Here is a 25773-nt window from a genome sequence, read left to right on the forward strand (position 1 = left end):
GGTAACCTCTCGCGGTGCCTGCAGAGCTCCGCGTCCCGTCCCGTCCGTCCCTCGTCGCCCAGCTGAGGGCGCGCAAACCCCTCGACGCCCCCACCGCCGACGACGAGACGGCCGAGGGCGGCCCCCGCCTGCGGCGCACCCTGGGGGTCTGGCACCTGACCGCGATCAGCATCGGGGCGACGCTCGGCACGGGCATCCTCGTCGTGCTGGGCACGGCCGTGCCGTTGGCCGGGCCGGCGGTGTGGATCTCGTTCGTCCTGGCGGGCGTCGCGGCGTTGCTCTCCGCCCTGTCGTACGCCGAGATGGCGGGCAGCGTGCCCGTCTCGGGCTCGAGCTACTCGTACGCCTACGCGACCCTCGGCGAGGGCATCGCCTGGGTCTGCGGCTGGTGCCTCGTGCTCGAGTACGCCGTCTCGGTCGCGGCCGTCGCCGTCGGCGCGGGCCAGTACGTCAACGAGGCGCTCGACGTCTTCGGCCTGGCCCTGCCCGCCGCCGTCGCGGAGCCGCCGGGGGCGGGTGGCGTGCTGAACCTGCCGGCGGCCGTGCTCGTCGTCCTCGCCACGGTCGTCCTCGTGCCGGGTGCCCGCGAGAGCGCCTGGGTCAACACCCTGCTCGTCGTGGTGAAGGTGGGGCTGCTCGTGTTCTTCGTCGCCGTGGCCTTCACCGCGTTCAGCGTCGGCAACTTCGAACCGCTGGCCCCGATGGGCGCCGCCGGGGTCTCGGCCGCCGCGTCCCGGCTGTTCTTCTCGTACATCGGGTTCGACGCGGCGTCGACGGCCGGCGAGGAGGCCCGCGACGCCAAGCGCGACCTGCCGCGGGCCATCATCGCCTCGATCGTGATCATCACGGTGCTGTACATCCTGGTGGCCGTCGCCGCCATCGGCGCACGCCCGTGGACGGCGTTCACCGACGGCGAGGCGACCCTCGTGACGATCGTCGCCGACATCACAGGCCAGCCGTGGGTCGCGTTCCTCTTCGCCGTCACGGCCGTCGCCGCCATCGCCAGCGTCGTGCTGACCGTGCTCTACGGCCAGACGCGCATCTTCGTCTCGATGGCCCGCGACGGCCTCGTGCCGCGCGTGCTCGGCCGCATCTCTCCGCGGACGCAGACCCCGGTCGCCGGCACGCTGATCGTCGGCGGGGCGGTGGCCGTGGCCGCCGCGGTGATCCCCCTCGGCGCCCTGGCCGACGCGACGAGCATCGGCACGCTCTTCGCCTTCGCCCTGGTCAACGTGTCGGTGATCTGGCTGCGCCGCAACCGGCCCGAGCTCGAGCGCACCTACCGGGTGCCGCTCTACCCGCTCACGCCGATCCTCGGCTGCGCTTTCTGCGTCCTGCTGATGGTCACGCTCGGGTGGGTCACCTGGCTCGCCTTCGCCGTGTGGATGGTCGTGGGCACGGCGGTGTACCTCGGGTACGGGCGCCGCCACTCGGTGCTGGCCCGCGCCTCCTGACCCGGCTGCCGGCGTCCCCCCGAGGAGGCGCGGGTCACCGGGCGCGGACGACGCGCCTCGGCAGCGCCCCGCGAGAACGCCAGAAGGCGCCACCCCGAGGGGTGGCGCCTTCTGTCTGGTGCTGAGCAGACGTGCCGCTCAAGCGCGAGGGGCCGCGAGGGCCCGCCGACTACTTGAGGGTGATCGTCGCGCCGGCGGCCTCGAGCTGAGCCTTGGCCTTCTCGGCGGCTTCCTTGTTCGCGCCCTCGAGGACGGTGCTGGGGGCACCGTCGACGACGGCCTTGGCCTCGCCGAGGCCGAGGCTGGTGAGCGCACGGACCTCTTTGATGACCTGGATCTTCTTGTCGCCGGCAGCCTCGAGGACGACGTCGAAGGAGTCCTTCTCCTCGACCTCTTCGGCGGGGGCGGCGGGGCCGGCGGCACCGGCGGCGGCCACGGGGGCAGCAGCGGTGACCTCGAAGACCTCTTCGAACTTCTTCACGAACTCGCTGAGCTCGATGAGCGTGAGCTCCTTGAAAGCCTCGATCAGTTCGTCCTGCGTGAGCTTCGCCATGATTTTCTCCTTGTTGTGTAGCTGAAGTGGGGGTTGGTGCGACAGCTCTTAGCTGTCGGCTTCCTGCTTCGCGCGCAGCGCCTCGACCGTGCGGACGGCCTGCGAGAGCGGAGCCTGGAACAGGTACGCCGCACCGAACAGCGAGGCCTTGAAGGCGCCGGCCAGTTTGCCCAGCAGCACCTCTCGGGACTCGAGGTCGGCGAGCTTGTTGACCTCGTCTGCCGAGAGAGGGTTACCGTCGAAGTAACCGTTCTTCACGATCAGAGCGGGGTGTGCCTTGGCGAAGTCACGCAGTCCCTTGGCGACGGCGACAGGGTCACCGTGGACGAAGGCGATCGCAGACGGCCCGACGAGGTCGTCGTCGAACGAGCTGATTCCGGCGTTGTTCGCCGCGATCTTGCTGAGCGTGTTCTTCACCACGGCGTACGTCGCGTCTGCACTGATGGACTTGCGGAGCTCTTTCAGCTCGGCAACAGTGAGACCGCGGTACTCGGTGAGCAGGACGGCGGTCGAGTCACGGAAGTTGTCCGTGAGCTCGGCGACCGATGCTTCCTTGTTCGCCATGGCTCTCCTAAAACGTGGGTGTGCCGGCAGCCCCCCGGTGCTCGACTCGGCCGCACCGAGACCGGTGCCGCACCGATGAAAAAAGCTCCGGCGCAAGCGCACGGAGCTGGATCTCTTCGAGAAGAGGAACGACTTCACACACCTGCGCTGGTCGCTCTCTCTCGAGAACCTTCGGCACCCGTCTGCGAGCAGACGAGTACAACCGGCGGTCTTGGGCTTCGTACAGAGTAGACGCAGGAGGCGCGCTCACGCAAGTCGCGCCTCCTCGCCTCGTCCAGCGGCCACGACGGCGGGCGTCGCGAGGGGCAGGCGCACGGTGAACGTCGCCCCCTCGGCCGAGCTGTCGACGTCGACCGTGCCGCCGTGCGAGTGGACGACGGCCTCGACGATCGCGAGCCCGAGACCGGTCGAGCCGGCCTTGCGCGAGCGCGAGCTGTCGGCGCGGGCGAACCGCTCGAACAGCACGGGCAGCACCGCCTCGTCGATGCCGGGCCCGTCGTCGGCCACCGAGACGACGGCCTGCCCCGACGCGTCGTCGACCGTGAGCGAGACGTGCACGTGGGTGCCGTCGGGCGTGTGGGTGCGCGCGTTGGTCAGCAGGTTCGCGACGATCTGGTGCAGGCGCATCGCGTCGCCCGAGACGGTCACGGGCTCGTCGGGCACGTAGACGTCGACGTCGTGCGTGGGGCCGGCCACGTGGGCGTCGTTCACCGCGTCGAGCACGACGCGGGTGAGGTCGACGTCGCCGGTGACGAGGTCGCGCCCCTCGTCGAGTCGGGCGAGCAACAACAGGTCTTCGACGAGCGAGGTCATGCGCAGCGACTCCGACTCGATGCGCCCCATGGCGTAGACCACGTCGTCGGGCAGGCCGGCGTTCATGCGCCGGGTCAGCTCGGCGTAGCCCCGCACCGAGGCGAGCGGCGTCCGCAGCTCGTGCGAGGCGTCGGCGACGAACTGGCGCACCTTGTTCTCGCTCTGCTGCCGGGCCTCGAGCGCCCCGGCCACGTGGCCCAGCATGCGGTTGAGCGAGGCGCCGACGCGACCGACCTCGGTGCGGGTGTCGGCGTCGGCGTCGTCGACGCGTTCGGCGAGCGCCACCTCGCCCCGGTCGAGCGGCAGTTCGGCCACCCGCAGGGCCGTGTCGGACATGCGCTCGAGCGGGCGCAGGGCGCTGCGGACGACGGCGTAGGCGATGGCGATGGCGATCGCGAGGCCGACGACGGTGATCGCGACGATGACGGCGACCATGCGGGTCACGGTCGTCGACACGCTGTCCATCGGCAGGCCGACGACGATGTAGCCGTAGGTCGCCGTGCTGCTGACCCCCGAGGTCGGGATGAGCTGCACGGGTTCCGCCTCGACCCGGTACGAGCCGAGGCTGCCCCCGAGGTCGACGGTCGTGGGGTCGGTCGTCCCGACGACCGAGAGCACGGCCGACGCGTTCGCCGACGTCACCGGGTCGTCGACGTCTCCGAACGAGTCGATGCTGTAGGCCGCGGTGACCCGTTGACCGACCACGAGGGCCGTGAAGGTGCCCGGGGCCTGACGGGGACCGAGCAGGTCGGCCTCGTCGGGCGAGACGCTCGGCCTGCCGGAGTCGGACCCGCCGGTCGCCGGCCCGCTGAGGGCCCGGTTCGTCGCCTGGCGCAGTTCGTCGTCGAGCTGGTCGACGAGCGAGCTGCGGAGGGCGACGACGCTCACCGCTCCGATCACGATCGTGAGCAGCACCACGAGGGCGACGATGCTGAGGATCAGGCGGTTGCGCAGCGTGAGCGGCCCGGCGAGCCCGGGCGCCCGGCGCACGAGGCCCCGGAGGCGCGAGCCCACCCGGGCGGGCAGGGCATCGGTCACGACGTGGGCTTGATCACGTAACCCACGCCGCGGACGGTGTGGATCATGGGCTCTTCGCCGACGTCGATCTTCTTGCGCAGGTACGAGATGTAGATCTCGACGACGCTCGACTTGCCGCCGAAGTCGTAGCTCCAGACCCGGTCGAGGATCTGCGCCTTGCTCAGCACCCGGCGCGGGTTGCGCATCAAGAACCGCAGCAGCTCGAACTCGGTCGCGGTCAGCTCGATCTCGCGACCGGACCGGGTCACCTCGTAGCTCTCCTCGTCGAGCACGAGGTCGCCGACGACGATGCGCGAGTCGCCCGCCTCGCTGATGGCCGAGGCCGACCGTCGGATCAGGCCGCGCAGGCGGGCCACGACCTCTTCGAGCGAGAACGGCTTGGTGACGTAGTCGTCGCCACCGGCCGTGAGTCCCGACACCCTGTCTTCGACGCTGTCCTTCGCGGTGAGGAACAGGATCGGGGTGTCGTCGCCGCTCGACCGCAGCCGGCCGAGCACCTGGATGCCGTCGATGTCGGGCAGCATCCAGTCGAGCACGATCGCGTCGGGCTTGAACTCGCGGGCCGTGGCGAGCGCCGCCTGACCGTCGGAGGCGGCCTTGACGTCCCAGCCCTCGTAGCGCAGGGCCATCGAGAGCAGGTCGGTGAGGCTGTTCTCGTCGTCGACGACGAGGACTCGGAGGGGCGTTCCGTCGGCACGGGTGAGGCGGGGGGCCGAAGCGGTGGCGGGGGTCGTTGTGGTCACCTCTCCAAGTATCGAGCGATTCCTATGAACGGACTGTGATCGATCGATGAGCAGGCTGCACATCTCTCATAGGCACTTCATGGCCGGCTGATCGGGGCCTCATCGAGGCCCCTCCTAGGTTCGCTGCGGCGGCAGGCCTCCCGGGCCCGGCACCGCCCCAGTCAAGGAGACCCCCACCATGTTCTTCACCTACCTGCGCCGAGAGCTCGGCAACAGGCGCAAGCAGACCGTCGTCATCGCCATCGGCATGGCGCTGGCCATCGCCCTCGTCATCATCGTTAACGGCGTCGCCGCCGGCGTGCGCAACGCCCAGTCGTCGGTGCTCGAGTCCGTCTACGGCGTCGGCACCGACGTCACCATCACGCAGGCCGCCGAGCCCGGCGCCGACGGCGGTGGCCCCGGGCAGCAGTTCGCGTTCGGCTCGGGCGACGGCAGCACGGAAGGCGGCAGCACCGAGGTCGCGCAGAGCACGCTCTCGGCCGCCCGCGGCACGGCCACCGTCGACGCCTCGACGCTCGCCACGGTCGAGGGGGTCGACGGCGTCGCCGCCGCGACGGCGACCCTCAGCCTGCAGTCCTCGAGCTTCTCGGGCACCCTGCCCGACTTCTCCCAGGGCAGCTCGGGAGGCGCGGGCACCGGCACCGACTCGGGCACCGGCACCGGCACCGACGCGGGCACCGCCCCGCAGGCCCCGCCCACCGGCGGAGCCGACGGCGCGGGCGGCAGCTCGTTCGACGTCGACCAGTTCGCCGTCGAGGGCATCGACGTCACCGCGGACGCGGTCGGCCCGCTGACCAGCGTCAGCCTCGTCGACGGCCGCACCTTCACCGCCGACGACGCCGGCAAGGACGTCGTCGTGCTCGACCAGACCTACGCCACGAGCGCCGACCTCGCCACGGGCGACACCCTGGCCGTCGGCGGCACCGACTTCACCGTGATCGGTGTCGTCGCGTCCACCTCGTCCGACGCGGCGACCGCGAGCGACACGTACGTCCCGCTCGACACGGCTCAGACCGTCAGCGGCCTGACCGGCCAGATCAGCACCGTCTACGTCACGGCGGCGAGCGCGAGCGACGTCGACTCGCTGAAGACCGACCTCGAGGCCGCCCTGCCCGACGCGACCGTCAGCACGCAGTCCGACCTCGCGTCGAGCGTCTCCGGCTCGCTCTCGACCGCCTCCGGCCTCGTCTCGAACCTCGGCACCTGGCTCTCGGTCATCGTGCTGGCCGCGGCGTTCGCCATCGCCATCCTGTTCACCGTCTCGGGCGTCGGCCGTCGCACCCGCGAGTTCGGCACGCTGAAGGCCGTCGGGTGGAGCAACGCCCGCATCACCCGCCAGGTCGCGGGCGAGTCGCTCGTCCAGGGCCTGATCGGCGGCGTCGTCGGCGTGGCCGTCGGCCTGCTCGGCATCGTCGTCGTCAACGCGATCGCGCCGACCCTCTCGGCCTCGGCCTCGAGCGCGTCGGGGCCCGGGGCGGGTGGCCCCGGCGGCGTGCCCGGCAGTGCCGCCACCGCGGCGGCCGGCACGGCGGTCGAAGGAGGCGCGGCCACGGGCGGCGGCGGCGGCTTCGGTCAGCAGATGGCCCAGGCCACGACCGACATCGCGCTGCACGCCCCCGTCACGCTCTCGATCGTCCTGATCGCCGTCGGACTCGCCGTCCTCGGCGGCCTCCTCGCCGGGGCGATCGGCGGCTGGCGGGCCTCGCGGCTGCGTCCGGCCGAGGCGCTGCGGAGCGTCGCGTGAGCCGGGTCGAGGGCGGGGCGACCGGCGCGACCCGCGCCTCCTCGTCCCCCGCCGACCAGGACTCCCGCGCCGACCGGCACACCCCCGCCGACCGGCACATCCCGGCCGGCCGGCACTCCCCCACCGCACCGCACGCACCCGAAGGGCCCCGACCGATGTACAGCCTCACCGACGTCGTCAAGACGTACTCGCAGAAGAAGAAGACCGTGACCGCGCTGGCCGGCGTCACGCTCGAGATCCCCGCCGGCCAGATGGTCGCGATCCAGGGGCCGACCGGGGGCGGCAAGTCGACGCTGCTGCAGATGCTCGGCGCCCTCGACCGACCGACGAGCGGCACCGTGATGCTCGGCGAGCAGGACCTCTCGAAGGCGGGCGACCACGCCCTCGCCGCGGCCAGGGGTCGCGAGATCGGCTTCGTGTTCCAGGGGTTCAACCTGATCCCGACGCTGACGGCCGCCGAGAACGTCGAGACGGCGTTCGCCGACGGCTCGGTGCCCCGCGACGAACGACGTCGGCGGTCGGCCGCCGCCCTCGAGTCCGTCGGTCTCGCCGAACGCGCCGACCACCTGCCCGTCGAGCTCTCGGGTGGTCAGCAGCAGCGAGTCGCCGTCGCGCGCGCCCTGGTGAAGGAGCCCACCGTGCTGCTCGCCGACGAGCCCACCGGGTCGCTCGACGAGGCGACGCGCGACGAGATCATGGACCTGCTCGAGGGCGTCTGGCGCGAGCGAGGCCTGACCCTCGTGATCGTCACGCACGACTCGGCCGTGGCGAGGCGGGCCGAACGCCGGCTGCACCTGAAGGGCGGCCAGGTCACCGAGATCTGACCGCGGCGGGGTGTCGGGTCAGGCCCGGTTCGGCTTCGCCCCACCCCTCGATCCGGCTCTCGACCCTGTGCCGAGGCAGGGGTTCCGGGCCGATCGAGAGGGTGTGCGGCTGCGTCAGCCCAGGGGGTAGTCGGCGCAGGCGAAGCGGCGCGAGTCGGGGGCCCAGCAGGGCACGTTGATCGTGCCCTGACCGCCGAACAGGGCGAGCACGTCGCGCGGGGCCCGGCCCGGCACGGGCAGGCCGTCGGGGCCGAGCGGCAGGGTGCGCAGCACCACGTCGCGGTTCTCGGGGTGGCCGAGCGTGCCGGGCTCGAACGACACCCAGAGCAGCGTGCTGCCGTCGGGCGACACGTGCGGGAACCAGTTGACCCGGTCGTCGTCGGTCACCTGGACGACGTCCCCGCCGTCGAGGCGGCTGCGGAAGACCTGGGCGTGGCCGGCCACCCCCGCGGAGGCGCGTTCGGAGTTCGCCCACAACCAGGCGCCGTCCGGCGAGAACTCGGCCCCGTCGTCCGGGTGCTCGTCGTCGGTCACCGGCGTGGTCGCGCCGTCGGCCAGCGAGACCAGGGCGACGTTCGTCCGCCACCCGGCCCGCGCCTCCTCGTCGTCCGGGTCGTCGACGGGGGCCGGCAGGGCCCCGACGATCACGCTGAGCGTCGCGCCGTCGGGCGAGACGCCGTGCAGGTAGTTCTTGTGGTTGCGCCCCTCGGGGTGGTCACGCGTCACGCGGCGCGCCGTGCCGCCCGGGGTCACGCCCTCCCACGGCACCTCGTACAGGTGGCCGTCGCGGGCGCTGACGATCACGGCGCCCTGGTCGGGGGCGATCACGTGGTCGTTGTTGATCTCGGGCACGTCGCCCATCGGCACCGGCTCGAGCGCTCCCTCGTCGACCCCGCGCGCGTCGGCGGGCAGCCGCCAGAGCAGGCCGTCGCCGTTGACCACGAGCCAGCGGCCGTCGGGGCTCCAGTTCGGGGCCTCGACCAGCACCCGGGTGCTCTCGAGGACGACCTCGACGTCGCCGCTCACGGGGTCGACGACGAGCAGGCGGCTGCGTTGGCCGGGCAACAGGGTTCGGGGCATGCGTCAGTCTGCCGTCACTGGTTCGAGAACGCGGCGTCGAAGGAGGCGCTCGGCCGTGGCCAGAGCAGCGACCGGACGTACGCCAGCGCCTCGGGGGCGCCGTGCAGGCGGTCCATGCCGGCGTCCTCCCACTCGATCGAGATCGGGCCGTCGTAGCCGATGGCGTCGAGGGCGCGGAAGGCGTCCTCCCAGTCCATGTCGCCGTGCCCGGTCGAGACGAAGTCCCAGCCGCGGCGGGGGTCGCCCCAGGGCAGGTGCGACCCGAGCACGCCCGAGCGCCCGGTGGGCGGCTTGATGCGGGTGTCCTTGCAGTCGACGTGGAAGATCCGGTCGGCGAAATCGGTGATGAACGACACGGTGTCGACGCCCTGCCAGAGCATGTGCGACGGGTCCCAGTTGAAGCCGAACGCCGACCGGTGCTCGATGGCCTCGAGTGCCCGGACGCTCGTCCAGTGGTCGTACGCGATCTCGCTCGGGTGCACCTCGTGCGCGAACCGCACGCCCTCGGCGTCGAACACGTCGAGGATGGGGTTCCAGCGGTCGGCGAAGTCCTGGTAGCCGGCGTCGATCACGCTCGCCGGCACCGGCGGGAACATCGCCACGTAGGGCCAGATCTTCGAGCCCGTGAAGCCGACGACGGTGTCGACGCCCATCTTGCGGGCGACGCGGGCGGCGCGCTTCATGTCTTCGGCGGCCCGCTGCCGCACGCCCTCGGGGTCGCCGTCGCCCCAGGTCGACGGCCGGACGATCGCCTGGTGCCGGAAGTCGATCGGGTCGTCGCAGACCGCCTGGCCGGTCAGGTGGTTCGAGATCGCCCAGACGCGCAGGCCGTGCCGGTCGAGCACGTCGAGCCGGGACCTCAGGTAGGCGTCGTCCTGGTCGGCGCGCTCGAGGTCGAGGTGGTCGCCCGAGGCGGCGATCTCGAGGCCGTCGTACCCCCAGCCGGCGGCGAGCGCCGCGACCTCGTCGAAGGGCAGGTCGGCCCACTGGCCGGTGAACAGGGTGACGGGGCGCGAGCTCTCGGTCATGGGGTCCTTCTCGGAGGCGGCGGTGGGGGTCGGCGGCGGCGGCGCGGGGGACGGCGACGGGCGGGCGGGCGGGGTCAGGGCAGGCGGGGTCAGGGCAGGCGGGGTCAGGGCAGGTCGACCCAGATGCGGGCGGCCGCGGAGGCGAGCACGGCCTCGGTGACCTGCACGGCGCGGAGGCCGTCCGCGAACGTGGGTAGCCCCTCGGGCCTGCCCCCACGGACGGCGTCGTGGGCGTCGCGGACGAACCCCGCGAACGCGTCGACGTAGCCCATGGGGTGGCCGGCCGGCACGGTCGACAGCCGGGCGGCGTCCGGGGCGAGCACCGCGGCGTCGCGGGCGACGAGCTGGGTGCCCGATCGACGGCCGACCCAGAGGGTCTCGGGCTCCTCCTGCGAGAACTCGAGGCTCTCGGTCGTGCCCGACAGGTCGAGCAGGAGGCGGTTCTTGCGACCCGGCGCGACCTGCGACACGAAGAGGGTGCCGATCGCCCCGCGGGCCGTCTCGAACACGACGGCCGCCTCGTCCTCGGTGTCGACCGGCGAACCCCCGCGGTGCCCGTGGACCGTGCGGGTGGTCGAGGTCAGGCGGGCCAGCCGGTCGCCCAGGACGAACTCGAGGAGGTCGACCAGGTGGCTGCCGATGTCGGCGAAGGCGCGTGACGGGCCGCCCGCCGCCGAGTCGACGCGCCAGTCGACGTCGTCGCTGTCGAGCAGCCAGTCCTGCAGGTACGAGCCCCGGACGCTCAGCACCCGGCCCACCTCGCCCGAGGCGACCCGGGCCCGGGCCTCGCGGACCATCGGGTGGTACCGGTAGACGAACGGCACGGCGCCGACCAGTCGCCCGTCGCGGGCGGCCTCGACCAGGGCCTCGGCCTCGGCGGACGAGGTCGCCAGCGGCTTCTCGCAGACGACGTGCTTGCCGGCGGCGAGCGCGGCCAGCGCGACCGGGGCGTGCGTGGCGTTCGGCGAGCAGACGTGCACGACGTCGACGCCGGGGTCGGTGACCAGGTCGTCGACGCTCTCGTGCGCGGTGTCGACGCCGAGCAGCCCCGCCGCCCTGGCCGCGCTCGACGCACTCGACGACGCCAGGGCGACCACCCGGGCACCGGCGGACCGCGCGGCCCCGGCGTGCACGCGTGCCATGAAGCCGCCGCCCACGATGCCGACGCGGAGCGGCTCGACCGGCACCGCGCCTCCTCGGCTCGGCGCGGCCCGGCCGGCCGGGCGGGCGGTGACGCCCGCCGGCCCCACCGCCGTGGCCACGGCCGGCTCGGTCACTTCACGGCCCCCGACGACAGCCCGGTGATCAAGTGTTTCTGCACGAGCATGAAGCCTATGAGCACGGGCAGCGACACGACGACCGAGGCCGCCATCAGCTGGTTCCAGTAGACGTCCTGCTGCGACGCGTAGGCGCGGAGGCCGATCGAGAGCGTCCTGGTGTCCTTGCTCGTGAGCACCGAGGCGAAGAGCACCTCGCCCCAGGCCGTGATGAAGGCGTAGACCGCGACGGCGATGATGCCGGGCTTCGCCACCGGGATCACGACGCGGAACAACGCGCCGAGGCGACCCGTGCCGTCGATCATCGAGGCCTCTTCGAGTTCTTTCGGGATCGACGCGAAGTAGCCCGTCAGCATCCAGATCGAGAACGGCAGCGAGAACGTCATGTACGTGATGATCAGGCCGAGGTAGCTGCCGGTCAGCTGCACGCCGACCGTCCGCTGGATCTGCACGAAGATCAGGAACAGCGGCAGCAGGAACAGGATGCCCGGGAACATCTGCGTCGACAGCACGACGAGGCTGAAGCTGCGCTGGCCCTTGAACCGCAGGCGGGCCAGCGAGTAGGCGGCCAGCACGGCCATCGCGACCGACAGCACCGTCGCCGAGATCGTGACGATCAGGCTGTTCTTGAAGTACGACGCCAGCGGCACCGTCTGCCAGATCTGCACGTACGGTTCGAGCGTCACCCGGCTGGGGATCCAGGTGAAGAGCCCCTGGACGTCGGCGAGCGGCTTGATCGAGGTGGTCAGCACCACGTAGAGCGGCACCACCACCACGAGCGACAGGAAGGCCAGCCCGAAGAAGCGGAAGACCTTGAACCCGCGGGTCTCAATCATCGTGTTGTCCCTTCGGCAGAACCATGCGGATGTAGAACGCCGACGCGATCAGCAGCACGACCAGGAGCATCACGCTCATGGCACCGCCGAGGCCGAAGTTCCAGTTGTTGAACGACTGCTGGTAGATCAACGGCGAGATGAGCGTCGCCTGCTCGGGCGAGGCCGGGCCGAAGAGCACGTAGGGCACGTTGAACTGGTTGAAGATCCACAGGCTCATGATCAGCAGCAGCACGGCGTTGGCCGGCTTGATCATGGGCAGGGTGATCTGCGTGAACTGCTTCCAGAGGCTCGCGCCGTCGAGGCTGGCGGCCTCGTAGACGTCGCCGGGGATGTTCTGCAGCGCGGCGAGCAGCATCAAGAAGGCGAACGGCCAGAACTGCCACGCCGTCACGATCACGATGGCCCAGAACGAGTTGCCGCCGAGCAACCAGAAGGGGCGGTCCTGCAAGATGCCGAGGTCGTCCACCAAGAAGCGGTTGATCGCCCCGTCGCGCTGGTTGAACATGAAGGCCCAGGCGATGGTGCCGACGTACGACGGCAGGGCGTAGGGCACGAGGAAGAGCGTGCGCAGGATGCCGCGGCCCTTGAACGAGCTGGTGAGCAGGACGGCACCCAGCATGCCCATGCTCCAGGCGATGGCGACGACGATGACCGTGAAGAGCACCGTGCGACCGAGCGCTCCGTACAGCTGCGCCGCGATGGGTGAGCTGGGGTCGAGCGCGGTGACGAAGTTCCGCAGGCCGACGAAGGGCGCGTTGACCCAGTTGGCGATGCTGAGCTGGTTCAGGGTGATGAAGGCGATCCACACGCCGAGCACCATCGGGACGATGTGGACGAGCAGTTCGGCGAGGGCGGCCGGGGCCACGAGCAGGTAGGCGAGCGGCGAGCGGTGCTTCTTGCGTTTCGCGGGCTCGAGCGGGGCCTGCTGGTGCGGGTCGGGCGGGAGTTCTTTCTCGGCGGTGGCGGGGGGCAGGACGTTGACGGTCATGAGGGTCCTCTCGGGGCCTCGACGGGGGCGGCCGGTCACCTGGACCGACCGCCCCCACCGGTGGCGGTGGGACGGGCTACTGACCCGAGCTCATCTGGCTGTTCGCGTCCTCGAGGGCCGACTTCACGTCGGACTCGCTGACGGAACCGCCCTGGGCTGCGGTGGCGAGGAGGTTCTTGATCGCGGTGCCGACCAAGGTCTCCATCTGCCCCTCGGAGGGGTAGAGGGGCATGGGCTGGGCGTGGTCGGCGAGCGTGACCTGCTTCAGCTTGATGGTGTCCGACTGGAACGCCGGGTCGTCGTAGGCGCTCGTGACCACGGGCAGCGAACTGAACGACTCGTTGAGGTAGACCTGCTCGGAGTCGCTCGTCAGGTGCTTGACGAAGTCGATCGCGGCGTCCTTGTTGTCGCTGTTCTCGAACACGCTGATGTTGATGCCGGCCACGTGGCTCTGGGTGCCCAGCAGCCCGGTGGCGTCGGCGGACTCCATCGGCACGGGCGCGGCGGCGTAGTCCGTGAAGTCACGGGCGGCGAGGTTCGCGTCGGGTGCCTGGTCGAAGAACATCGCGGCCTTGCCGTCGGCGAAGGTCGCGGCCATGTCGGAGCCGTTCACGCTCTCGGCGTCCGAGGGCGAGACCACCTTGTCGACGGCCATCAGGTCGACCCACTCCTTGACGCCGGTGACGACGCCGTCGTTGCCGAAGTCCGGGTTGCCGTCGGAGTCGTAGAGCGCTCCGTCGTTCTGCAGGCCGCGGACGAACGCCTGGTGCGAGTTGTTCGAGATGCTCGACCCGGCCATCGTGACGCCCCACTGGTCGATGGTGCCGTCACCGTCGGTGTCCACCGTCAGCTTCTTGGCGTCCTCGACGAACTCGTCCCAGGTGGCGGGCGGGGTCGTGATGCCGGCCGCCTCGAACATCTTCGTGTTGTAGTACAGCGAGTACGAGAGCCCGTACAGCGGGATCGACGTCGGCGCCTGGCCCTCGGCGCCGCCGGTGGCGAAGCTGGACTGCACGAAGCGGTCCTGACCGCCGACCGCGTCGAGGGCGTCGCCCTCCCACGGCACGAACGCGCCGCTCGACTGCAGCGACACCGCCCAGGTGTTGCCGATGTTCAGGACGTCGGGGCCCTCACCGCTCGAGACGGCGGTGAGGATGCGGTTGTAGAGGTCGGACCACGGGATGACCTCGAGGTCGACCTTGACCCCGGTCTCCTCGGTGTAGCGGTCGATGCTCTCCTGCAGGATCTCGGCGTCCTTCTCGACCGTCGGGGCCTGGTTGCTGGCCCAGTAGGTGATCGTGTCGGAGTCGCCGCTGCCGCCCGAGGCGCTGCAGGCGGTCATCGATCCGACCGAGAGGGCTCCGACCGCGAGGGCGGCGAGCCAACGGAACTTCGTGTTCATGACTTCTCCTGGTGTCTCTTCTTCGAGATTTCTCTTCATCGAGTGAGGGAAGGGGTGGTGCGGGGTTCGTGGTGCGGTGTCGTGCCGATGGTGCGGGTCGTGCGGGTGGTGCGCTCGGGGGTGGGTGAGGAGGCGCGGTGCCGGCGTCGAGGAGGCGCCGGCACCGCACCGGGTCAGCCGAGGGTCGGGACGGAAGGGTCCCAGCTCTCGGGCAGTTCGGGCGTCGGTTCGAGGGTCGACTCGACGCGGACGCTCTCGTCGCGCTCGGCGGACTCGGCGAGCGACACCATGACGTCGAGGACGTGGAAGGCGAGTTCGCCGGGCACGCGTTCGCGGCGGCCCTCGCGGATCGCCTGGGCCAGCTCGGCGACGCCGGTGCCGCGCGTGAAGGTCGACCCCGTCGCGGCGACGACGGCCGGTTCGTCGGTGCCGGTGTGGACCGTCGTGTCGCCCTCGAACTCGTTCGGGTCGGGGAACACCGCCGTGCCCTCGGTGCCGGCGATCTCGACGAAGCCGGCCCGGGCCAGCTTCGAGTCGAAGCTGAACACGGCTTGGGCGCTCGCCCCGCTCTCGAACTGCAACAGGGCGCTGACGTGCGTCGGCACCTCGACGGGGAACACCGTGCCGGCCTTCGGGCCCGAGCCGATCACGCGGCTGTCGCGCGCCTTCGAGGCCGTGGCCGTGACCTTGGCGACGGGGCCGAAGACCTGCACGAGGGTGGTCAGGTAGTACGGGCCGACGTCGAACATGGGGCCGGCGCCGTGGGCGAACAAGAACTCGGGGCTCGGGTGCCACGACTCGGGCCCGGGCACCTGGAAGAGCGCCAGTCCGGTCAGCGGGGTTCCGATGTCGCCGCGTGCGACGACGCGGAGGCCCGTCTGCAGCCCGGCGCCGAGGAAGGTGTCGGGCGCGACGGCCACGCGGACGCCGGCCTCCTTCGCAGCAGCCAGCAGCCGGGCGCCGCTCTCGCGGTCGAGCGCGTAGGGCTTCTCCCCCCAGACGTGCTTGCCCGCGGCCACGGCCTTCAGGGCGACCTCGACGTGGGCCGCGGGGATCGTCAGGTTGACGACGATCTCGACGTCGTCGAGGGCGAGCAGCTCGTCGACCGTGCCGCTGCCGGGCACGCCCCACTTCTCGGCCTGGGCCGCCGCACGGTCCTGGTCGATGTCGGCGACGAACAGCACCTTCAGGTCGGGGAACTGCGTCAGGTTGCCGAGGTACTGGTCGCTGATCACGCCGGCGCCGATGACGCCGACGCCGACCGGGCCGGTCCTGCCGTCGGAGGCGACGGCGGGTCGGGAGGCGGTGGTCACGTCGCTCACGCGCGCACCCCCTGGAGGAACTCGAGGCTGTCGGCGAGCGCGGTGAACACGTCACCGGCGTGGTCGTCGAGCTCGACGACGGGCGTGGCCTGGCGGGCCGCCTGCAGGATGTCGCGGACGGGCATCGAGCCACGCCCCACGGCGACCTGCTCGACGTCGTTCTTGTTCTTCGGGCCGTCCTTGACGTGCAGGAACTGCACCTTGTCGCCCAGGCGAGCCAGCAGCTCGGCCGCGTCGACGCCGCCGACCTCGACCCAGTAGGTGTCGATCTCGAGCACGACGTTCGCGGGCAGGGCCGCGGCGAACACCTCGAGGGCGGGGGTGCCGTCGATCAGGTTCTCGAGCTCGAAGGCGTGGTTGTGGTAGCCGATCCTCAGGTCGTGGGCGGCGGCCGCGTCGGCGATCTCGCCGAGTTCCGCGGCGATCGCCTCGACGTCCTCGCGGGTCACCCAGCGGGTCTCGTCGATGTGCGGGTCGATGATCGTGCCGACGCCGAGACGGGTGGCGGCGGCGAAGATCGGTTCGAGGTCCTTGCCGATCAGGCCGACGTGCGCGCTGGGCGCGGTGAGCCCGGCGGCCGGCAGGGCCTCGGCGTACTCGTCGACGCGGTCGACGAAGGCGTAGGGCTCGACCTGGGTGTAGCCGAGGTCGGCGATGCGCTTCAGGGTGCCGGGCAGGTCGGCGGCGATGGCGTCTCTGACCGTGTAGAGCTGGACCGAGATCGGGCTTGCGGTGGTCACCAGGGGTGTCTCCTCTTCCGAGTGGATGTGCGGCGGTGACGGGCACCGTCGGGGACTCTCTGCGGTCGAGCCGTCGACCGGTCACCCCCGGAAGAGTGGCGGTCGGCGTCGACCGAGACTCACCATAGGACCGCTTCTGTCGACCCGCAAGCAAAAGTCGCCGTTTTCTCGGCGGGGTTCTCTCGGCCGTCGTCGAGGCCTGTGGTTTACTGCTGCCATGTCCGACACGACGCGGTCGTCTGCCCTCGGCAGCACCGGAGCCAGCGAGATCTTCCAGCTGCTCCGCGACGGCGCACCGCGCACCCGGGCCGAGCTGGCGGCGATGACCGGCCTCGCCCGGTCGACCATCGGCCTGCGCCTCGACGTCCTCGCCGAACTCGGCCTCGTGGGCCCCTTCGCCGACGCCGTCTCGACCGGCGGCCGGCCGCCCTCGCGGGTCGCCCTCATCCCCTCGGCCCGCGTGGTCCTCGCCGCCGACTTCGGGGCCGGCCACGTCAACCTCGCCCTCACCGACCTGATGGGCGTCGAGCTGATCAGCGACCGCAGCCTGATCGACATCGCCGACGGTCCCGAGACCACCCTGGGCGGCATGGTGACCGGAGCCGACGCACTGCTCGACCGGCTGGGACGCACGCGCGACGACCTCATCGGCGTCGGCATCGGCCTGCCCGGCCCCGTCCAGTTCGGCACGGGCCGACCGGTCAACCCGCCGATCATGCCCGGCTGGGACGGCTTCGACGTGCCGGGCTGGGTGCGCCGCCACCTCGACGTGCCCGTCCTCGTCGACAACGACGTCAACATCATGGCCCTCGGCGAGCGCAGCCACGCGTGGCCGAGCACCGACCACTTCCTGTTCGTCAAGGTGGCCACTGGCATCGGCTCGGGCATCATCTCGGGCGGGCGCCTGCAGCGGGGGGCCCAGGGCATCGCCGGCGACATCGGCCACGTGCAGATCCCGCGCGGGGCCGGGGTCGTGTGCCACTGCGGCAACGTCGGGTGCCTCGAGGCCGTCGCCTCGGGCCCGGCCCTCGCCGCCTCGCTGCGGGCCCTGGGTCACGACTGCGAGGGGGGCCGCCAGGTCGTCGAGCTGGTCCGCGCGGGCAACCTCGACGCGGTGCAGGCCGTCCGGCAGGCGGGGCGCGACCTCGGCGAGGTGCTCACTGCCTGCGTCAACATGATCAACCCGTCGGTCATCGCGATCGGCGGTTCGATGGCCCAGGCCGGCGAGCACCTGCTGGCGGGCGTCCGCGAGGTCGTCTACCAGCGCTCGATGCCGCTCGCGACCGAGCACCTGAGCATCGTCCCGTCGCGGGCGGGCGACCGGGCCGGCCTGATGGGCGCCAGCATGCTGGCCATCCACCACGCGCTCTCCCCCGCCGCCATCGACGAGCTCGCGGCCGCGGTCTGACCGACGGCGCCCGTCGCGCACCTCGACCGCGACACGGGGAGGCGCGGGTGTCGTCCTCGCGCCCGTCACGAGGGACAATGGTCACCATGACCGTCGTCCAGCCCATGCTCGCCCTGTGGGACGACGACGAGCCGACGACCCCCACCGCGCCTCCTGCGCACCTGTCCCGCGTGCTGGCCGACTCCTCCGACCGCATCGCCTGGCTGCGGGCCCGCAGCCAGGGCATCACGGCCACCGACGTCGCCCGGCTCTCGAGCCCCCGCGCCGTGCAGGCCGTCGTGCTCGACAAGCTCTACGGCAACGGCTTCGGCGGCAACGCCTACACCGACCACGGCCGGGCGCGCGAGCCCGAGATCGCGCGGTGGGTGCTGCAGCGCCACGGCATCGAGGCCAGCCAGAAGCTCTTCCACGCGTCCGGCCAGCCGCGGCACCTGGCCACGCCCGACGGGGTGACCGTCCGCGCCGACGGCACCGTCGAGCTCTGCGAGATCAAGACGACGAAGAAGGCCTGGTCGTCGATCCCCCGCTCGTACCTGCGCCAGGTCGCCTGGCAGCAGTACGTGCTCGGGGCCGAACGCACGCTCGTGGTGTGGGAGCAGCACGCGGACTTCGTGCCCGTCCACGGCGACCCGCAGTGCCGCTGGGTCGAACGCGACGAAGACGAGATCCACCGCCTGGTGTCCCTCGCCGACCAGGTGCTCGACACGCTCGCCCGGCAGGCCCCCGTCGACCCGTTCGCCCCCGGCGGCCGGGCGTCGACGTCGGCACCGCCGCCGTTCGACGCCTACGAGGCGTACGAACCGCCTCCGTACGACCCGCTGCGCTGAGATCCGCTGCGCTGAGGCCCGTTGTGCTCAGACCCGTTGCGCTGAGGCCCGCCGCCCCGTCAGGTGCCGTGCGGGGTCGCCGGGCGGTCGGGGTCGAGCAGCCTCAGGCGTGAGGCCGCCACGACGAGGGCTCCGATCACGCTGACCGCGACGGTGATGCCGACGCACCAGAGGGCGACGGTGCCGCCACCGAGCGTCGCCACGTCCAAGAAGGGGTACGGCACGAAATCCGCGCCCCGGGCCAGGACGACGACCACCCAGACCAGCGGGAACGCCAAGAACTGCCACACCCGCCGCCACGGCTGGCGGTCGCGGTCGGCGAACACGATCCAGTCGAGCACGACGTACAGCGGGATCACCCGGTGGAACACGTCGCTCGCCCAGCCGAGCGTGTACGGGTCGGTCGAGGGCATGCCGGCGAGGACCAGGTTGAAGACCAGCCCGGTCAGGGCGATGTAGGTGGTCGCCCCGGCGCGCAGCGCGACGGTCCACCGGGGCGGAGGCGTCCGGCGCAGGACCGTGAAGGCCCCGACCAGCAGGGCGAGCAGCACGATCAGGTTGCTCTGGATCGTGAAGTAGCCGAAGAAGTCGACGAAGCGGTACCCGGGGTCACGCAGGCTGTTCTCCCACTGGCTGACGACCGCCACGAGGACCGCCACGGCCGCGGCGACGCGCAGGACGGCGACCGATGCTCTCATGAGCACACCGTACCCATCGTTTCCCGGTCGGTGACACCCGCGAAACACGGGTGACTCATGCGTCCCGTTGACTGGCGTCACCACCGCGCCGGAGCCACGGCGCACCGAGCCGACAGGGGCCGACGATGCACACGACGACGCACACGACGATGCGTGCCATGGTGATCGAGAGGACCGGGGGGCCCGAGCAGCTCGTCGCCGCCGACGTGCCCTACCCGCAGCGGGTGAACGCCGAGGTGCTCGTGCGCGTCGTCGCCGCCGGTGTCAACCGGTTCGACCTCGAGACCCGTGCCGGGCGTGGCGACAGCGAGGCCATCCCGTCGTTCCCGGCCGTGCTCGGTCACGACTTCAGCGGCGTCGTCGTCGAGACGCCGTACGCGGCCCACCCGCTGCGCCCCGGCGACGCCGTCTACGGCATGGCCCCGTGCCCGCGTTCGGGCGGCAGCTACGCCGAGTACATCAGCGTCCCGTCGCTGTCGGTGGCCCGGAAGCCCGCCGCGCTGTCGCACGTCGAGGCAGCCGCCGTGCCCCTCGCGGCACTCACCGCCTGGGGCATGGTCGTCGACGTCGCCAAGGCCCACGAGGGGCAGCGCCTGCTGATCAACGCCGGGGCCGGCGGCGTGGGTCACTTCGCCGTGCAGTTCGCCTCGTACTTCGGCGCGCACGTCGTCGCCACCGGCTCGCACGCGAACTCGGCCTGGTTGCGGGAGCTCGGGGCCGCCGAGGTCGTCGACTACGGTGCCGCCGACGTCGACCGCAGCGTCCGCCAGGTCGACGTCGTCATCAACCTGCTCGACGACGACGCCGAGGCCGACCGCGCGCTGCGGCTGCTGCGGCCCGGCGGTCTGGCCGTCCACGCCCCGATGGCCTCGGGCGCCGCGTTCGCCGAGAAGGCGGCCAGGGCCGGCACCCGCTCGACGGGCTTCGCGGTCTCACCGGACGGGGCGACCCTGGCGATCATCTCGCGGCTGCTCGACTCGGGCGACGTGCGCGTCTACGTCGACGAGGTCTACGACCTGGCCGACGCGTGCGAGGCCCACACGCGTCTCGAGCGGTCGCACACCCGCGGCAAGCTCGTCCTGCGCGTCGCCGACGACACCGAGGCCGCCTGACGCGTCGGCCGCCCCGGCCGGCGCGGCCGGCGCGCCGACCGAGCCGGCGCACCGACCCGGCGACGCCTAGAGCCGCAGCTCGAGGACGAAGTCCTGCTGAAGGTCGTCGCCGAGGGCGAAGGTCTTCGTGCCCACGCGCTCGAGGCCGTGCTTGGCGTAGAAGCGCAGCGCCCGCTCGTTCTGCTGGTTGACGCCCAGCCACACCGAGGAGGCGCCGGTCGCGCGGGCTGCCTCGATGGTCGCGGCCATCAGCGTCGACGCCGTGCCCGTGCCGTGACCCTGCGGCATGACGTAGAACTTGCTCAGCTCGACGGTGGGCCGCGAGGCCACGACGGCCGAGACGTCGGCGTCGTCAGGGTCGCCCGTGACCATCATGCTGTACCCCAGGGCGGCGCCCACGGTCGTCGGGTCGACGGCCAGCAGGACGATGCGCGAGTCGTCCGCGAGGTACCGCGCGAAGGCCTCTTCCGAGAGCACGGTCGTGACGACGTGGGCGATGTCGGCGAGGTCGGAGCCGGGCGGGCAGGCGAGGGGGAAGGTCACCGCCGCGACCTCGGCGAGCAGGGCGGCGTCGGACGGGGTGGCGGGGCGCACGGTGACGGTCATCTGCCCATGGTGCCCCACCCGCGCCTCCTCACCCGACCGGGTGGTCTGACGTGGTCGCCCGGTGGCACGACGAAGGCCGCCCCACTCGAGAGTGGGACGGCCTTCGTGCGACGGGACGCCTGCGGGTCGGTGCGACCTAGAAGACGTTGATGTCGAGGGGGATGCCGGGACCGAAGGTCGTCGACAGCGTGCCCTTGGTGATGTAGCGGCCCTTGGACGAGGACGGCTTGAGGCGGACGACCTCGTCGAGGGCGGCGTCGAGGTTGGTGTTCAGCTGCTCTTCGGTGAAGCCGGCCTTGCCGATGACGAAGTGGACGTTCGCGTGCTTGTCGACACGGAACTCGATCTTTCCGCCCTTGATGTCGTTGACGGCCTGCGCGACGTTGGGGGTCACGGTGCCGGTCTTCGGGTTGGGCATGAGGCCACGGGGGCCGAGCACCTTGCCGAGACGACCGACCTTGCCCATGAGCTCGGGGGTCGAGACGGCCGAGTCGAACGACGTGTAACCGCCGGCGACCTTCTCGATGAGCTCGTCGCCACCGACCTCGTCGGCACCGGCCGCGATGGCGGCCTCGGCGGCCGCACCCGTCGCGAAGACGATGACGCGGGCGGTCTTGCCCGTGCCGTGCGGCAGGATGACGGTGCCGCGCACCATCTGGTCGGCCTTGCGGGGGTCGACGCCGAGCTTCAGCGCGACCTCGACGGTCGAGTCGAACTTCTTCGAACCGGTCTCACGAGCGACGGCGACGGCCTCGCTGGTGCTGTAGAACTTGCCTGCCTCGATCTTCTCGGCAGCGGCGCGGTACGCCTTGGACTTCTGAGCCATGTTGGACCTCTTCGTACTGGGGACGTGGTAGCGAGCCTGGCCGGCTCTCCCACTGGTGTCTGGGTCGTGCAGGCGGGTCGCCTGCACGGAGGGGTGCTGCTTAGGCGTCGACCGTGATGCCCATGGAGCGGGCGGTGCCGGCGATGATCTTCGCCGCGGCGTCGATGTCGTTGGCGTTGAGGTCGGCCTGCTTGGTCGTGGCGATCTCGCGGACCTGGTCCATGGTGAGCTTGCCGACCTTGTCGGTGTGCGGGGTCGACGAGCCCTTGGCGACGCCGGCGGCCTTCTTGATGAGCTCGGCGGCGGGCGGGGTCTTGAGGACGAACGTGAACGAACGGTCTTCGTACACGGTGATCTCGACGGGCACGACGTTGCCGCGCTGCGACTCGGTGGCCGCGTTGTACGCCTTGCAGAACTCCATGATGTTCACGCCGTGCTGACCCAGGGCCGGGCCGATGGGCGGTGCGGGGTTCGCGGCGCCGGCGTTGATCTGAAGCTTGATCAGACCCGTGACCTTCTTTTTCGGTGCCATTGTTCTTTTCCTTCTTCTGGGGTTCGAACCGGTCGCGGTCGCGACCTGCTCTCCCGGTGGTCCGCGGCGCGGACTCCGGTGATCTGAAAACCTGTGGAGGCGTGTCTGCCTGCTAGAGCTTCGTGACCTGGTCGAAGCTGAGCTCGACCGGCGTCTCGCGCTCGAACAGCGAGACCAGCACGGTGAGCTTGCCGCTCTCGGGCTTGATCTCGTTGATCGTACCGGGAAGTCCGGCGAACGACCCCTCTTTGATCGTGATCGTCTCGCCGATCTCGAAGTCGACCTCGGCGGGGATGACGCGCTGGGCCTGCTTGCCGCCCTTGGCGCCGCCCTTGGCCGGAGCCGGGGTGGTGTCGACCTGGACGAGGCTCTTCAGCATGTTGAAGGCCTCTTCGAAGCGCAGCGGCGTCGGGTTGTGCGCGTTGCCCACGAAGCCCGTGACACCGGGGGTGTGACGGACGACGGACCAGCTGTCCTCGTTGAGGTCGAGACGGACGAGCACGTAGCCGGGGATGCGCACGCGGGTGACGAGCTTGCGCTGACCGTTCTTGATCTCGACGACGTCCTCCATCGGGACCTCGACCTGGTAGATGTAGTCCTCCATGGTCATGGAGACCATGCGGTTCTCGATGTTCTGCTTCACGCGACGCTCGAAGCCGGCGTACGAGTGGATGACGTACCACTTGCCGGGCTTGCCGCGCAGCTCGTAGCGGAAGGCCTCGTACGGGTCGACCTCGGCCGGCTCGTCGTCCTCGACCTCGGTGGCCGACACGTCGACGTCGACGTCGTCGTGCGCGATCTCGGCGTCGGCGTCCTGGACGGACTGCTCGGCCTCGGGGACCACCACGACGGCGTCGGCTGTGGTGGCCTCGCCCTCGTCGGTGGCCTGGACGGACTGCTCGGCCTCGGCGATGACGGCGTTCGCCGCGGTGGCGTCGCCCTCGTCGGCGGCCTGCTCGGCCTCGGAGTCGGCCTCGTCGTCGGTCGCCTCGACGGCGGCCTCGGCCTCGAACTCGTCGTCGACGTCGAGCGCGTCGTCGACGATCGCGTCGGCCTCGGGGTCGCGCGCCTCGGCGAGCGTGTCGAGCAGGCCGTCGAGGTCGCTCGTGTCGGTCGAGCCGGCGTCGCCCTCGTCGACGATCGAGAGGGCCTCGGTCTCGGCGGGCTCGACGGCGTCCTCGTCGGCGGCCAACGTGCCGCCCTCTTGGGCCTCTTCGACCTCGGAGGACTGCTCGGCAGCGGTGGCGAGGTCGATGTCGTCGCGCTCGTTGTCAGGCAATGGTTCTTCTTTCGATCGGGGTTGTCGGGTGCTCGTGCTCGGTGGCACGGGCCCCGGTCGCACGTGGTGCTCGGGATGTCGCGCCGGCGGCTCGACGTCAGCTGCCGGTCGGACCGTTGCCGAAGACGTACCCGACGCCGGTGCCGAACACCAGGTCGAGCAGCGAGACGAGGGCCATCATGATGACCACGAAGACCAGCACGACGCCGGTGTAGCTGAACAGCTCTTTGCGGGTCGGGGTGACGACCTTCTTGAGCTCGGCGATCACCTGACGGATGAACAACGCGATGCGGGCGAAGGGGCTACGGCGCGTCGCGCTGTCGCTCTTCGCCTTGTCGACGACGTCTTCACTGGGGACGTCAACGTCTTTTCTCGCCACTGTTCCGACCTTCCGAGCTCGGCCCGTGGGCCTGTGTCCGTATCTGTGTGTGATCACCGTGTCATGAGGAACACAGCCGGGCTGCAGGGCGGACAGGACTCGAACCTGCAACCTGCGGTTTTGGAGACCGCTGCTCTACCAATTGAGCCACCGCCCTATGGGATCGACGCCGTCCAGATGACCTCTCGGTCGGCCCCGGGGGGCCTGCCTCTCACCGCCGGTCGTTGGTGAACCGGACTGCAGAGGCGCGCTGAAGCTTGGCGCATTCGATCGCCTCGTCAAGTGTAGGCGAAGCGGCGGGCCGGTGCAAAGCCACGCGGTGCCGGGTGGTCGGACGCGGTCGGTCGCCACCCGTCCGACGAGGGGACCGCACCGCTAGGCTCGACCGCGTGACCCCGACCGTGCGCCGTCTCTCGTCCCGTATCTCGTCGATCGCCGAATCGGCCACGCTGGCCGTCGACGCGAAGGCCAAGTCGCTGGTGGCCGAGGGCCGCCCGATCATCAGCTACGGCCCCGGCGAGCCGAACTTCCCCACCCCCGACCACATCGTCGAGGCGGCCGTCGTCGCCGCGCGCGACCCGCGCAACCACCGCTACTCGGCGGCGGCCGGCCTGCTCGAGCTGCGCGAGGCGATCGTCGAGAAGACCCTGCGCGACAGCGGCACGCAGGCGTCGACCTCGCAGGTCATCGTCACGAACGGTGGCAAGCAGGCCGTCTACCAGGCGTTCCAGGCCCTGCTCGACGACGGCGACGAGGCCCTGCTGCCCGCGCCGTACTGGACGACCTACCCCGAGGCCATCGCCCTCGCCGGCGGTGTGACGGTCGAGGTCTTCGCCGGTGCCGACCAGGGCTACAAGGTCACCGTCGAGCAGCTCGAGGCCGCACGCACCGAGCGCACCAAGGTGCTGCTGTTCTGCTCGCCGTCGAACCCCACCGGCGCGGTGTACTCGCCCGACGAGGTCGAGGCGATCGGACGCTGGGCCTTCGAGGCCGGCGTCTGGGTGATCACCGACGAGATCTACCAGAACCTCACCTACGACGGCGTCACGGCGACGTCGATCACCCAGGCCGTGCCCGAGCTGGCCGACCAGGCGATCCTCGTCAACGGCGTCGCCAAGACCTACGCGATGACCGGCTGGCGCGTCGGGTGGATGGTCGGTCCGACCGACGTGATCAAGGGCGCCGCGAACCTCCAGTCGCACCTCACGTCGAACGTCTCGAACGTGTCGCAGCGCGCGGCCCTCGCCGCCCTCACCGGCCCGCAGGACGAGGTCGAGGCCATGCGCGTCGCCTTCGACGCCCGTCGCAGCACGATCGTCCGCGAGCTCAACCGCATCGAGGGCGTCGTCACGCCCACCCCCGAGGGCGCCTTCTACGTCTACCCCGACGTGCAGGGCCTGCTCGGGCGCGAGTGGGGTGGCGTCACGCCCACCACCTCGCTCGAGCTCGCCGACCTCATCCTCGAGCAGGCCGACGTGGCGACCGTGCCCGGCGAGGCGTTCGGCCCGAGCGGGTACCTCCGCCTGTCGTACGCGCTGGGCGACGACGAACTGCTCGAGGGCGTGCAGCGCCTGCAGCGCCTGTTCTCGTGACCGCGACCCGTCCGCGGGTCCGCACCCGCGCCTCCTGACGGCGGGGTCCACCGATCGGTGGACCCTCCCTCGACCGGTCGGGCCTGGTGCGCGCAGCCCCGACGGCGC

At 71.2% G+C, this 25773-nt stretch carries 25 protein-coding genes and 1 tRNA gene; 7 read left to right on the forward strand and 19 right to left on the reverse strand.

Annotated elements, in window-relative coordinates; genetic code table 11:
- Positions 1-14 precede the first annotated feature (14 nt).
- The gene (locus tag ITJ55_RS05200) at positions 15-1454 is read left to right on the forward strand and encodes an amino acid permease (RefSeq protein ID WP_194594364.1); all 1440 of its coding nucleotides are present in this window, start codon (positions 15-17) and stop codon (positions 1452-1454) included.
- Positions 1455-1623: 169 nt separating this feature from the next.
- Here ITJ55_RS05200 and rplL read toward each other — a convergent pair whose 3' ends face one another.
- The 4 genes from rplL to ITJ55_RS05220 all read right to left on the reverse strand — a co-directional run bounded on the left by rplL (position 1624) and on the right by ITJ55_RS05220 (position 5177).
- A complete protein-coding gene (gene rplL, locus ITJ55_RS05205; RefSeq protein WP_123518753.1) occupies positions 1624-2007 on the reverse strand; it encodes a 50S ribosomal protein L7/L12 in 384 nt (127 codons plus the stop codon).
- 48 nt (positions 2008-2055) lie between these two features.
- The gene (gene rplJ, locus ITJ55_RS05210; protein ID WP_194594365.1) at positions 2056-2571 is read right to left on the reverse strand and encodes a 50S ribosomal protein L10; all 516 of its coding nucleotides are present in this window, start codon (positions 2569-2571) and stop codon (positions 2056-2058) included.
- 246 nt (positions 2572-2817) lie between these two features.
- Entirely contained in the window at positions 2818-4422 is a 1605-nt protein-coding gene (locus ITJ55_RS05215) for a HAMP domain-containing sensor histidine kinase (RefSeq protein WP_194594366.1), read from the reverse strand.
- Positions 4419-5177, reverse strand: coding sequence for a response regulator transcription factor (locus ITJ55_RS05220; RefSeq protein WP_056258464.1), 759 nt, complete (start codon positions 5175-5177; stop codon positions 4419-4421). The genes ITJ55_RS05215 and ITJ55_RS05220 overlap by 4 nt, the downstream gene beginning before the upstream one ends.
- Positions 5178-5343: 166 nt before the next feature.
- Between ITJ55_RS05220 and ITJ55_RS05225 the strand changes: the two genes are divergently transcribed.
- Positions 5344-6909: an ABC transporter permease gene (locus ITJ55_RS05225; RefSeq protein WP_194594367.1), complete on the forward strand. Its 1566-nt coding sequence runs from the start codon at positions 5344-5346 to the stop codon at positions 6907-6909.
- A gap of 155 nt (positions 6910-7064) precedes the next feature.
- On the forward strand, positions 7065-7733 hold the full coding sequence (locus ITJ55_RS05230; RefSeq protein WP_194594751.1) for an ABC transporter ATP-binding protein: 669 nt from the start codon (positions 7065-7067) through the stop codon (positions 7731-7733).
- A 114-nt stretch (positions 7734-7847) separates the two neighbouring features.
- Here ITJ55_RS05230 and ITJ55_RS05235 read toward each other — a convergent pair whose 3' ends face one another.
- The 8 genes from ITJ55_RS05235 to ITJ55_RS05270 form a co-directional block, all read right to left on the reverse strand.
- The gene (locus tag ITJ55_RS05235) at positions 7848-8813 is read right to left on the reverse strand and encodes a PD40 domain-containing protein (RefSeq protein WP_194594368.1); all 966 of its coding nucleotides are present in this window, start codon (positions 8811-8813) and stop codon (positions 7848-7850) included.
- 14 nt (positions 8814-8827) lie between these two features.
- Positions 8828-9841 carry a sugar phosphate isomerase/epimerase gene (locus tag ITJ55_RS05240; protein ID WP_194594369.1) on the reverse strand — a complete coding sequence of 338 codons (1014 nt, stop codon included), beginning with the start codon at positions 9839-9841 and terminating at the stop codon, positions 8828-8830.
- Between the two features lie 104 nt (positions 9842-9945).
- Positions 9946-11118 (reverse strand): Gfo/Idh/MocA family protein, encoded by a 1173-nt coding sequence (locus tag ITJ55_RS05245; RefSeq protein ID WP_370544023.1) that lies wholly within the window; start codon positions 11116-11118, stop codon positions 9946-9948.
- Positions 11115-11954 (reverse strand): carbohydrate ABC transporter permease, encoded by an 840-nt coding sequence (locus ITJ55_RS05250; protein WP_056257769.1) that lies wholly within the window; start codon positions 11952-11954, stop codon positions 11115-11117. Before ITJ55_RS05250 ends, ITJ55_RS05245 begins: the two co-directional genes overlap by 4 nt.
- A complete protein-coding gene (locus ITJ55_RS05255; RefSeq protein WP_194594370.1) occupies positions 11947-12942 on the reverse strand; it encodes a carbohydrate ABC transporter permease in 996 nt (331 codons plus the stop codon). Before ITJ55_RS05255 ends, ITJ55_RS05250 begins: the two co-directional genes overlap by 8 nt.
- Before the next feature lie 76 nt (positions 12943-13018).
- Complete coding sequence (locus ITJ55_RS05260) at positions 13019-14344, reverse strand: ABC transporter substrate-binding protein (RefSeq protein WP_194594371.1); 1326 nt, start codon at positions 14342-14344, stop codon at positions 13019-13021.
- A gap of 173 nt (positions 14345-14517) precedes the next feature.
- On the reverse strand, positions 14518-15666 hold the full coding sequence (locus ITJ55_RS05265; protein WP_194594372.1) for a Gfo/Idh/MocA family protein: 1149 nt from the start codon (positions 15664-15666) through the stop codon (positions 14518-14520).
- The gene (locus ITJ55_RS05270) at positions 15663-16406 is read right to left on the reverse strand and encodes a sugar phosphate isomerase/epimerase (RefSeq protein ID WP_194594373.1); all 744 of its coding nucleotides are present in this window, start codon (positions 16404-16406) and stop codon (positions 15663-15665) included. Before ITJ55_RS05270 ends, ITJ55_RS05265 begins: the two co-directional genes overlap by 4 nt.
- A 217-nt stretch (positions 16407-16623) precedes the next feature.
- Between ITJ55_RS05270 and ITJ55_RS05275 the strand changes: the two genes are divergently transcribed.
- Positions 16624-17814: an ROK family transcriptional regulator gene (locus ITJ55_RS05275; RefSeq protein WP_194594374.1), complete on the forward strand. Its 1191-nt coding sequence runs from the start codon at positions 16624-16626 to the stop codon at positions 17812-17814.
- 86 nt (positions 17815-17900) lie between these two features.
- Positions 17901-18641: a YqaJ viral recombinase family protein gene (locus ITJ55_RS05280; protein WP_370544024.1), complete on the forward strand. Its 741-nt coding sequence runs from the start codon at positions 17901-17903 to the stop codon at positions 18639-18641.
- A 59-nt stretch (positions 18642-18700) separates the two neighbouring features.
- On the opposite strand, the gene ITJ55_RS05285 is transcribed toward ITJ55_RS05280, so the two are convergent.
- The gene (locus tag ITJ55_RS05285; RefSeq protein ID WP_194594375.1) at positions 18701-19339 is read right to left on the reverse strand and encodes a Pr6Pr family membrane protein; all 639 of its coding nucleotides are present in this window, start codon (positions 19337-19339) and stop codon (positions 18701-18703) included.
- Between the two features lie 158 nt (positions 19340-19497).
- Between ITJ55_RS05285 and ITJ55_RS05290 the strand changes: the two genes are divergently transcribed.
- Positions 19498-20451 (forward strand): NADP-dependent oxidoreductase, encoded by a 954-nt coding sequence (locus ITJ55_RS05290; RefSeq protein ID WP_370544025.1) that lies wholly within the window; start codon positions 19498-19500, stop codon positions 20449-20451.
- A gap of 66 nt (positions 20452-20517) precedes the next feature.
- Here ITJ55_RS05290 and ITJ55_RS05295 read toward each other — a convergent pair whose 3' ends face one another.
- The 6 genes from ITJ55_RS05295 to ITJ55_RS05320 all read right to left on the reverse strand — a co-directional run bounded on the left by ITJ55_RS05295 (position 20518) and on the right by ITJ55_RS05320 (position 24230).
- Entirely contained in the window at positions 20518-21057 is a 540-nt protein-coding gene (locus ITJ55_RS05295) for a GNAT family N-acetyltransferase (protein WP_194594376.1), read from the reverse strand.
- Positions 21058-21193: 136 nt separating this feature from the next.
- Positions 21194-21883 (reverse strand): 50S ribosomal protein L1, encoded by a 690-nt coding sequence (rplA, locus tag ITJ55_RS05300; RefSeq protein WP_194594377.1) that lies wholly within the window; start codon positions 21881-21883, stop codon positions 21194-21196.
- A 100-nt stretch (positions 21884-21983) separates the two neighbouring features.
- Complete coding sequence (gene rplK, locus ITJ55_RS05305; protein ID WP_123546698.1) at positions 21984-22415, reverse strand: 50S ribosomal protein L11; 432 nt, start codon at positions 22413-22415, stop codon at positions 21984-21986.
- A gap of 112 nt (positions 22416-22527) precedes the next feature.
- Positions 22528-23694 carry a transcription termination/antitermination protein NusG gene (gene nusG, locus ITJ55_RS05310; protein ID WP_194594378.1) on the reverse strand — a complete coding sequence of 389 codons (1167 nt, stop codon included), beginning with the start codon at positions 23692-23694 and terminating at the stop codon, positions 22528-22530.
- Between the two features lie 97 nt (positions 23695-23791).
- Complete coding sequence (gene secE / locus ITJ55_RS05315; RefSeq protein WP_194594379.1) at positions 23792-24073, reverse strand: preprotein translocase subunit SecE; 282 nt, start codon at positions 24071-24073, stop codon at positions 23792-23794.
- A gap of 84 nt (positions 24074-24157) precedes the next feature.
- Positions 24158-24230: transfer RNA gene (locus ITJ55_RS05320), tRNA-Trp, on the reverse strand.
- A gap of 232 nt (positions 24231-24462) precedes the next feature.
- Here ITJ55_RS05320 and ITJ55_RS05325 point away from each other — a divergent pair.
- Positions 24463-25665, forward strand: a complete 1203-nt coding sequence (locus ITJ55_RS05325) for a pyridoxal phosphate-dependent aminotransferase (protein ID WP_370544027.1) — start codon at positions 24463-24465, stop codon at positions 25663-25665.
- The last annotated feature ends 108 nt before the right edge of the window (positions 25666-25773 follow it).

Source organism: Frigoribacterium sp. VKM Ac-1396 (assembly GCF_015350895.1).
Lineage (GTDB): Bacteria > Actinomycetota > Actinomycetes > Actinomycetales > Microbacteriaceae > Frigoribacterium.

Coding starts and splice junctions, on each gene's coding strand:
- rplK (WP_123546698.1), bottom strand. CDS start 22,415: ATGGCACCGAAAAAGAAGGTCACGGGTCTGATCAAGCTTCAGATCAAC.
- ITJ55_RS05295 (WP_194594376.1), bottom strand. CDS start 21,057: ATGACCGTCACCGTGCGCCCCGCCACCCCGTCCGACGCCGCCCTGCTC.
- ITJ55_RS05255 (WP_194594370.1), bottom strand. CDS start 12,942: ATGACCGTCAACGTCCTGCCCCCCGCCACCGCCGAGAAAGAACTCCCG.
- rplA (WP_194594377.1), bottom strand. CDS start 21,883: ATGGCTCAGAAGTCCAAGGCGTACCGCGCCGCTGCCGAGAAGATCGAG.
- ITJ55_RS05225 (WP_194594367.1), top strand. CDS start 5,344: ATGTTCTTCACCTACCTGCGCCGAGAGCTCGGCAACAGGCGCAAGCAG.
- ITJ55_RS05285 (WP_194594375.1), bottom strand. CDS start 19,339: ATGAGAGCATCGGTCGCCGTCCTGCGCGTCGCCGCGGCCGTGGCGGTC.
- ITJ55_RS05250 (WP_056257769.1), bottom strand. CDS start 11,954: ATGATTGAGACCCGCGGGTTCAAGGTCTTCCGCTTCTTCGGGCTGGCC.
- ITJ55_RS05280 (WP_370544024.1), top strand. CDS start 17,901: ATGACCGTCGTCCAGCCCATGCTCGCCCTGTGGGACGACGACGAGCCG.
- ITJ55_RS05240 (WP_194594369.1), bottom strand. CDS start 9,841: ATGACCGAGAGCTCGCGCCCCGTCACCCTGTTCACCGGCCAGTGGGCC.
- ITJ55_RS05260 (WP_194594371.1), bottom strand. CDS start 14,344: ATGAACACGAAGTTCCGTTGGCTCGCCGCCCTCGCGGTCGGAGCCCTC.
- rplL (WP_123518753.1), bottom strand. CDS start 2,007: ATGGCGAAGCTCACGCAGGACGAACTGATCGAGGCTTTCAAGGAGCTC.
- rplJ (WP_194594365.1), bottom strand. CDS start 2,571: ATGGCGAACAAGGAAGCATCGGTCGCCGAGCTCACGGACAACTTCCGT.
- ITJ55_RS05275 (WP_194594374.1), top strand. CDS start 16,624: ATGTCCGACACGACGCGGTCGTCTGCCCTCGGCAGCACCGGAGCCAGC.
- ITJ55_RS05230 (WP_194594751.1), top strand. CDS start 7,065: ATGTACAGCCTCACCGACGTCGTCAAGACGTACTCGCAGAAGAAGAAG.
- ITJ55_RS05235 (WP_194594368.1), bottom strand. CDS start 8,813: ATGCCCCGAACCCTGTTGCCCGGCCAACGCAGCCGCCTGCTCGTCGTC.
- ITJ55_RS05290 (WP_370544025.1), top strand. CDS start 19,498: ATGGTGATCGAGAGGACCGGGGGGCCCGAGCAGCTCGTCGCCGCCGAC.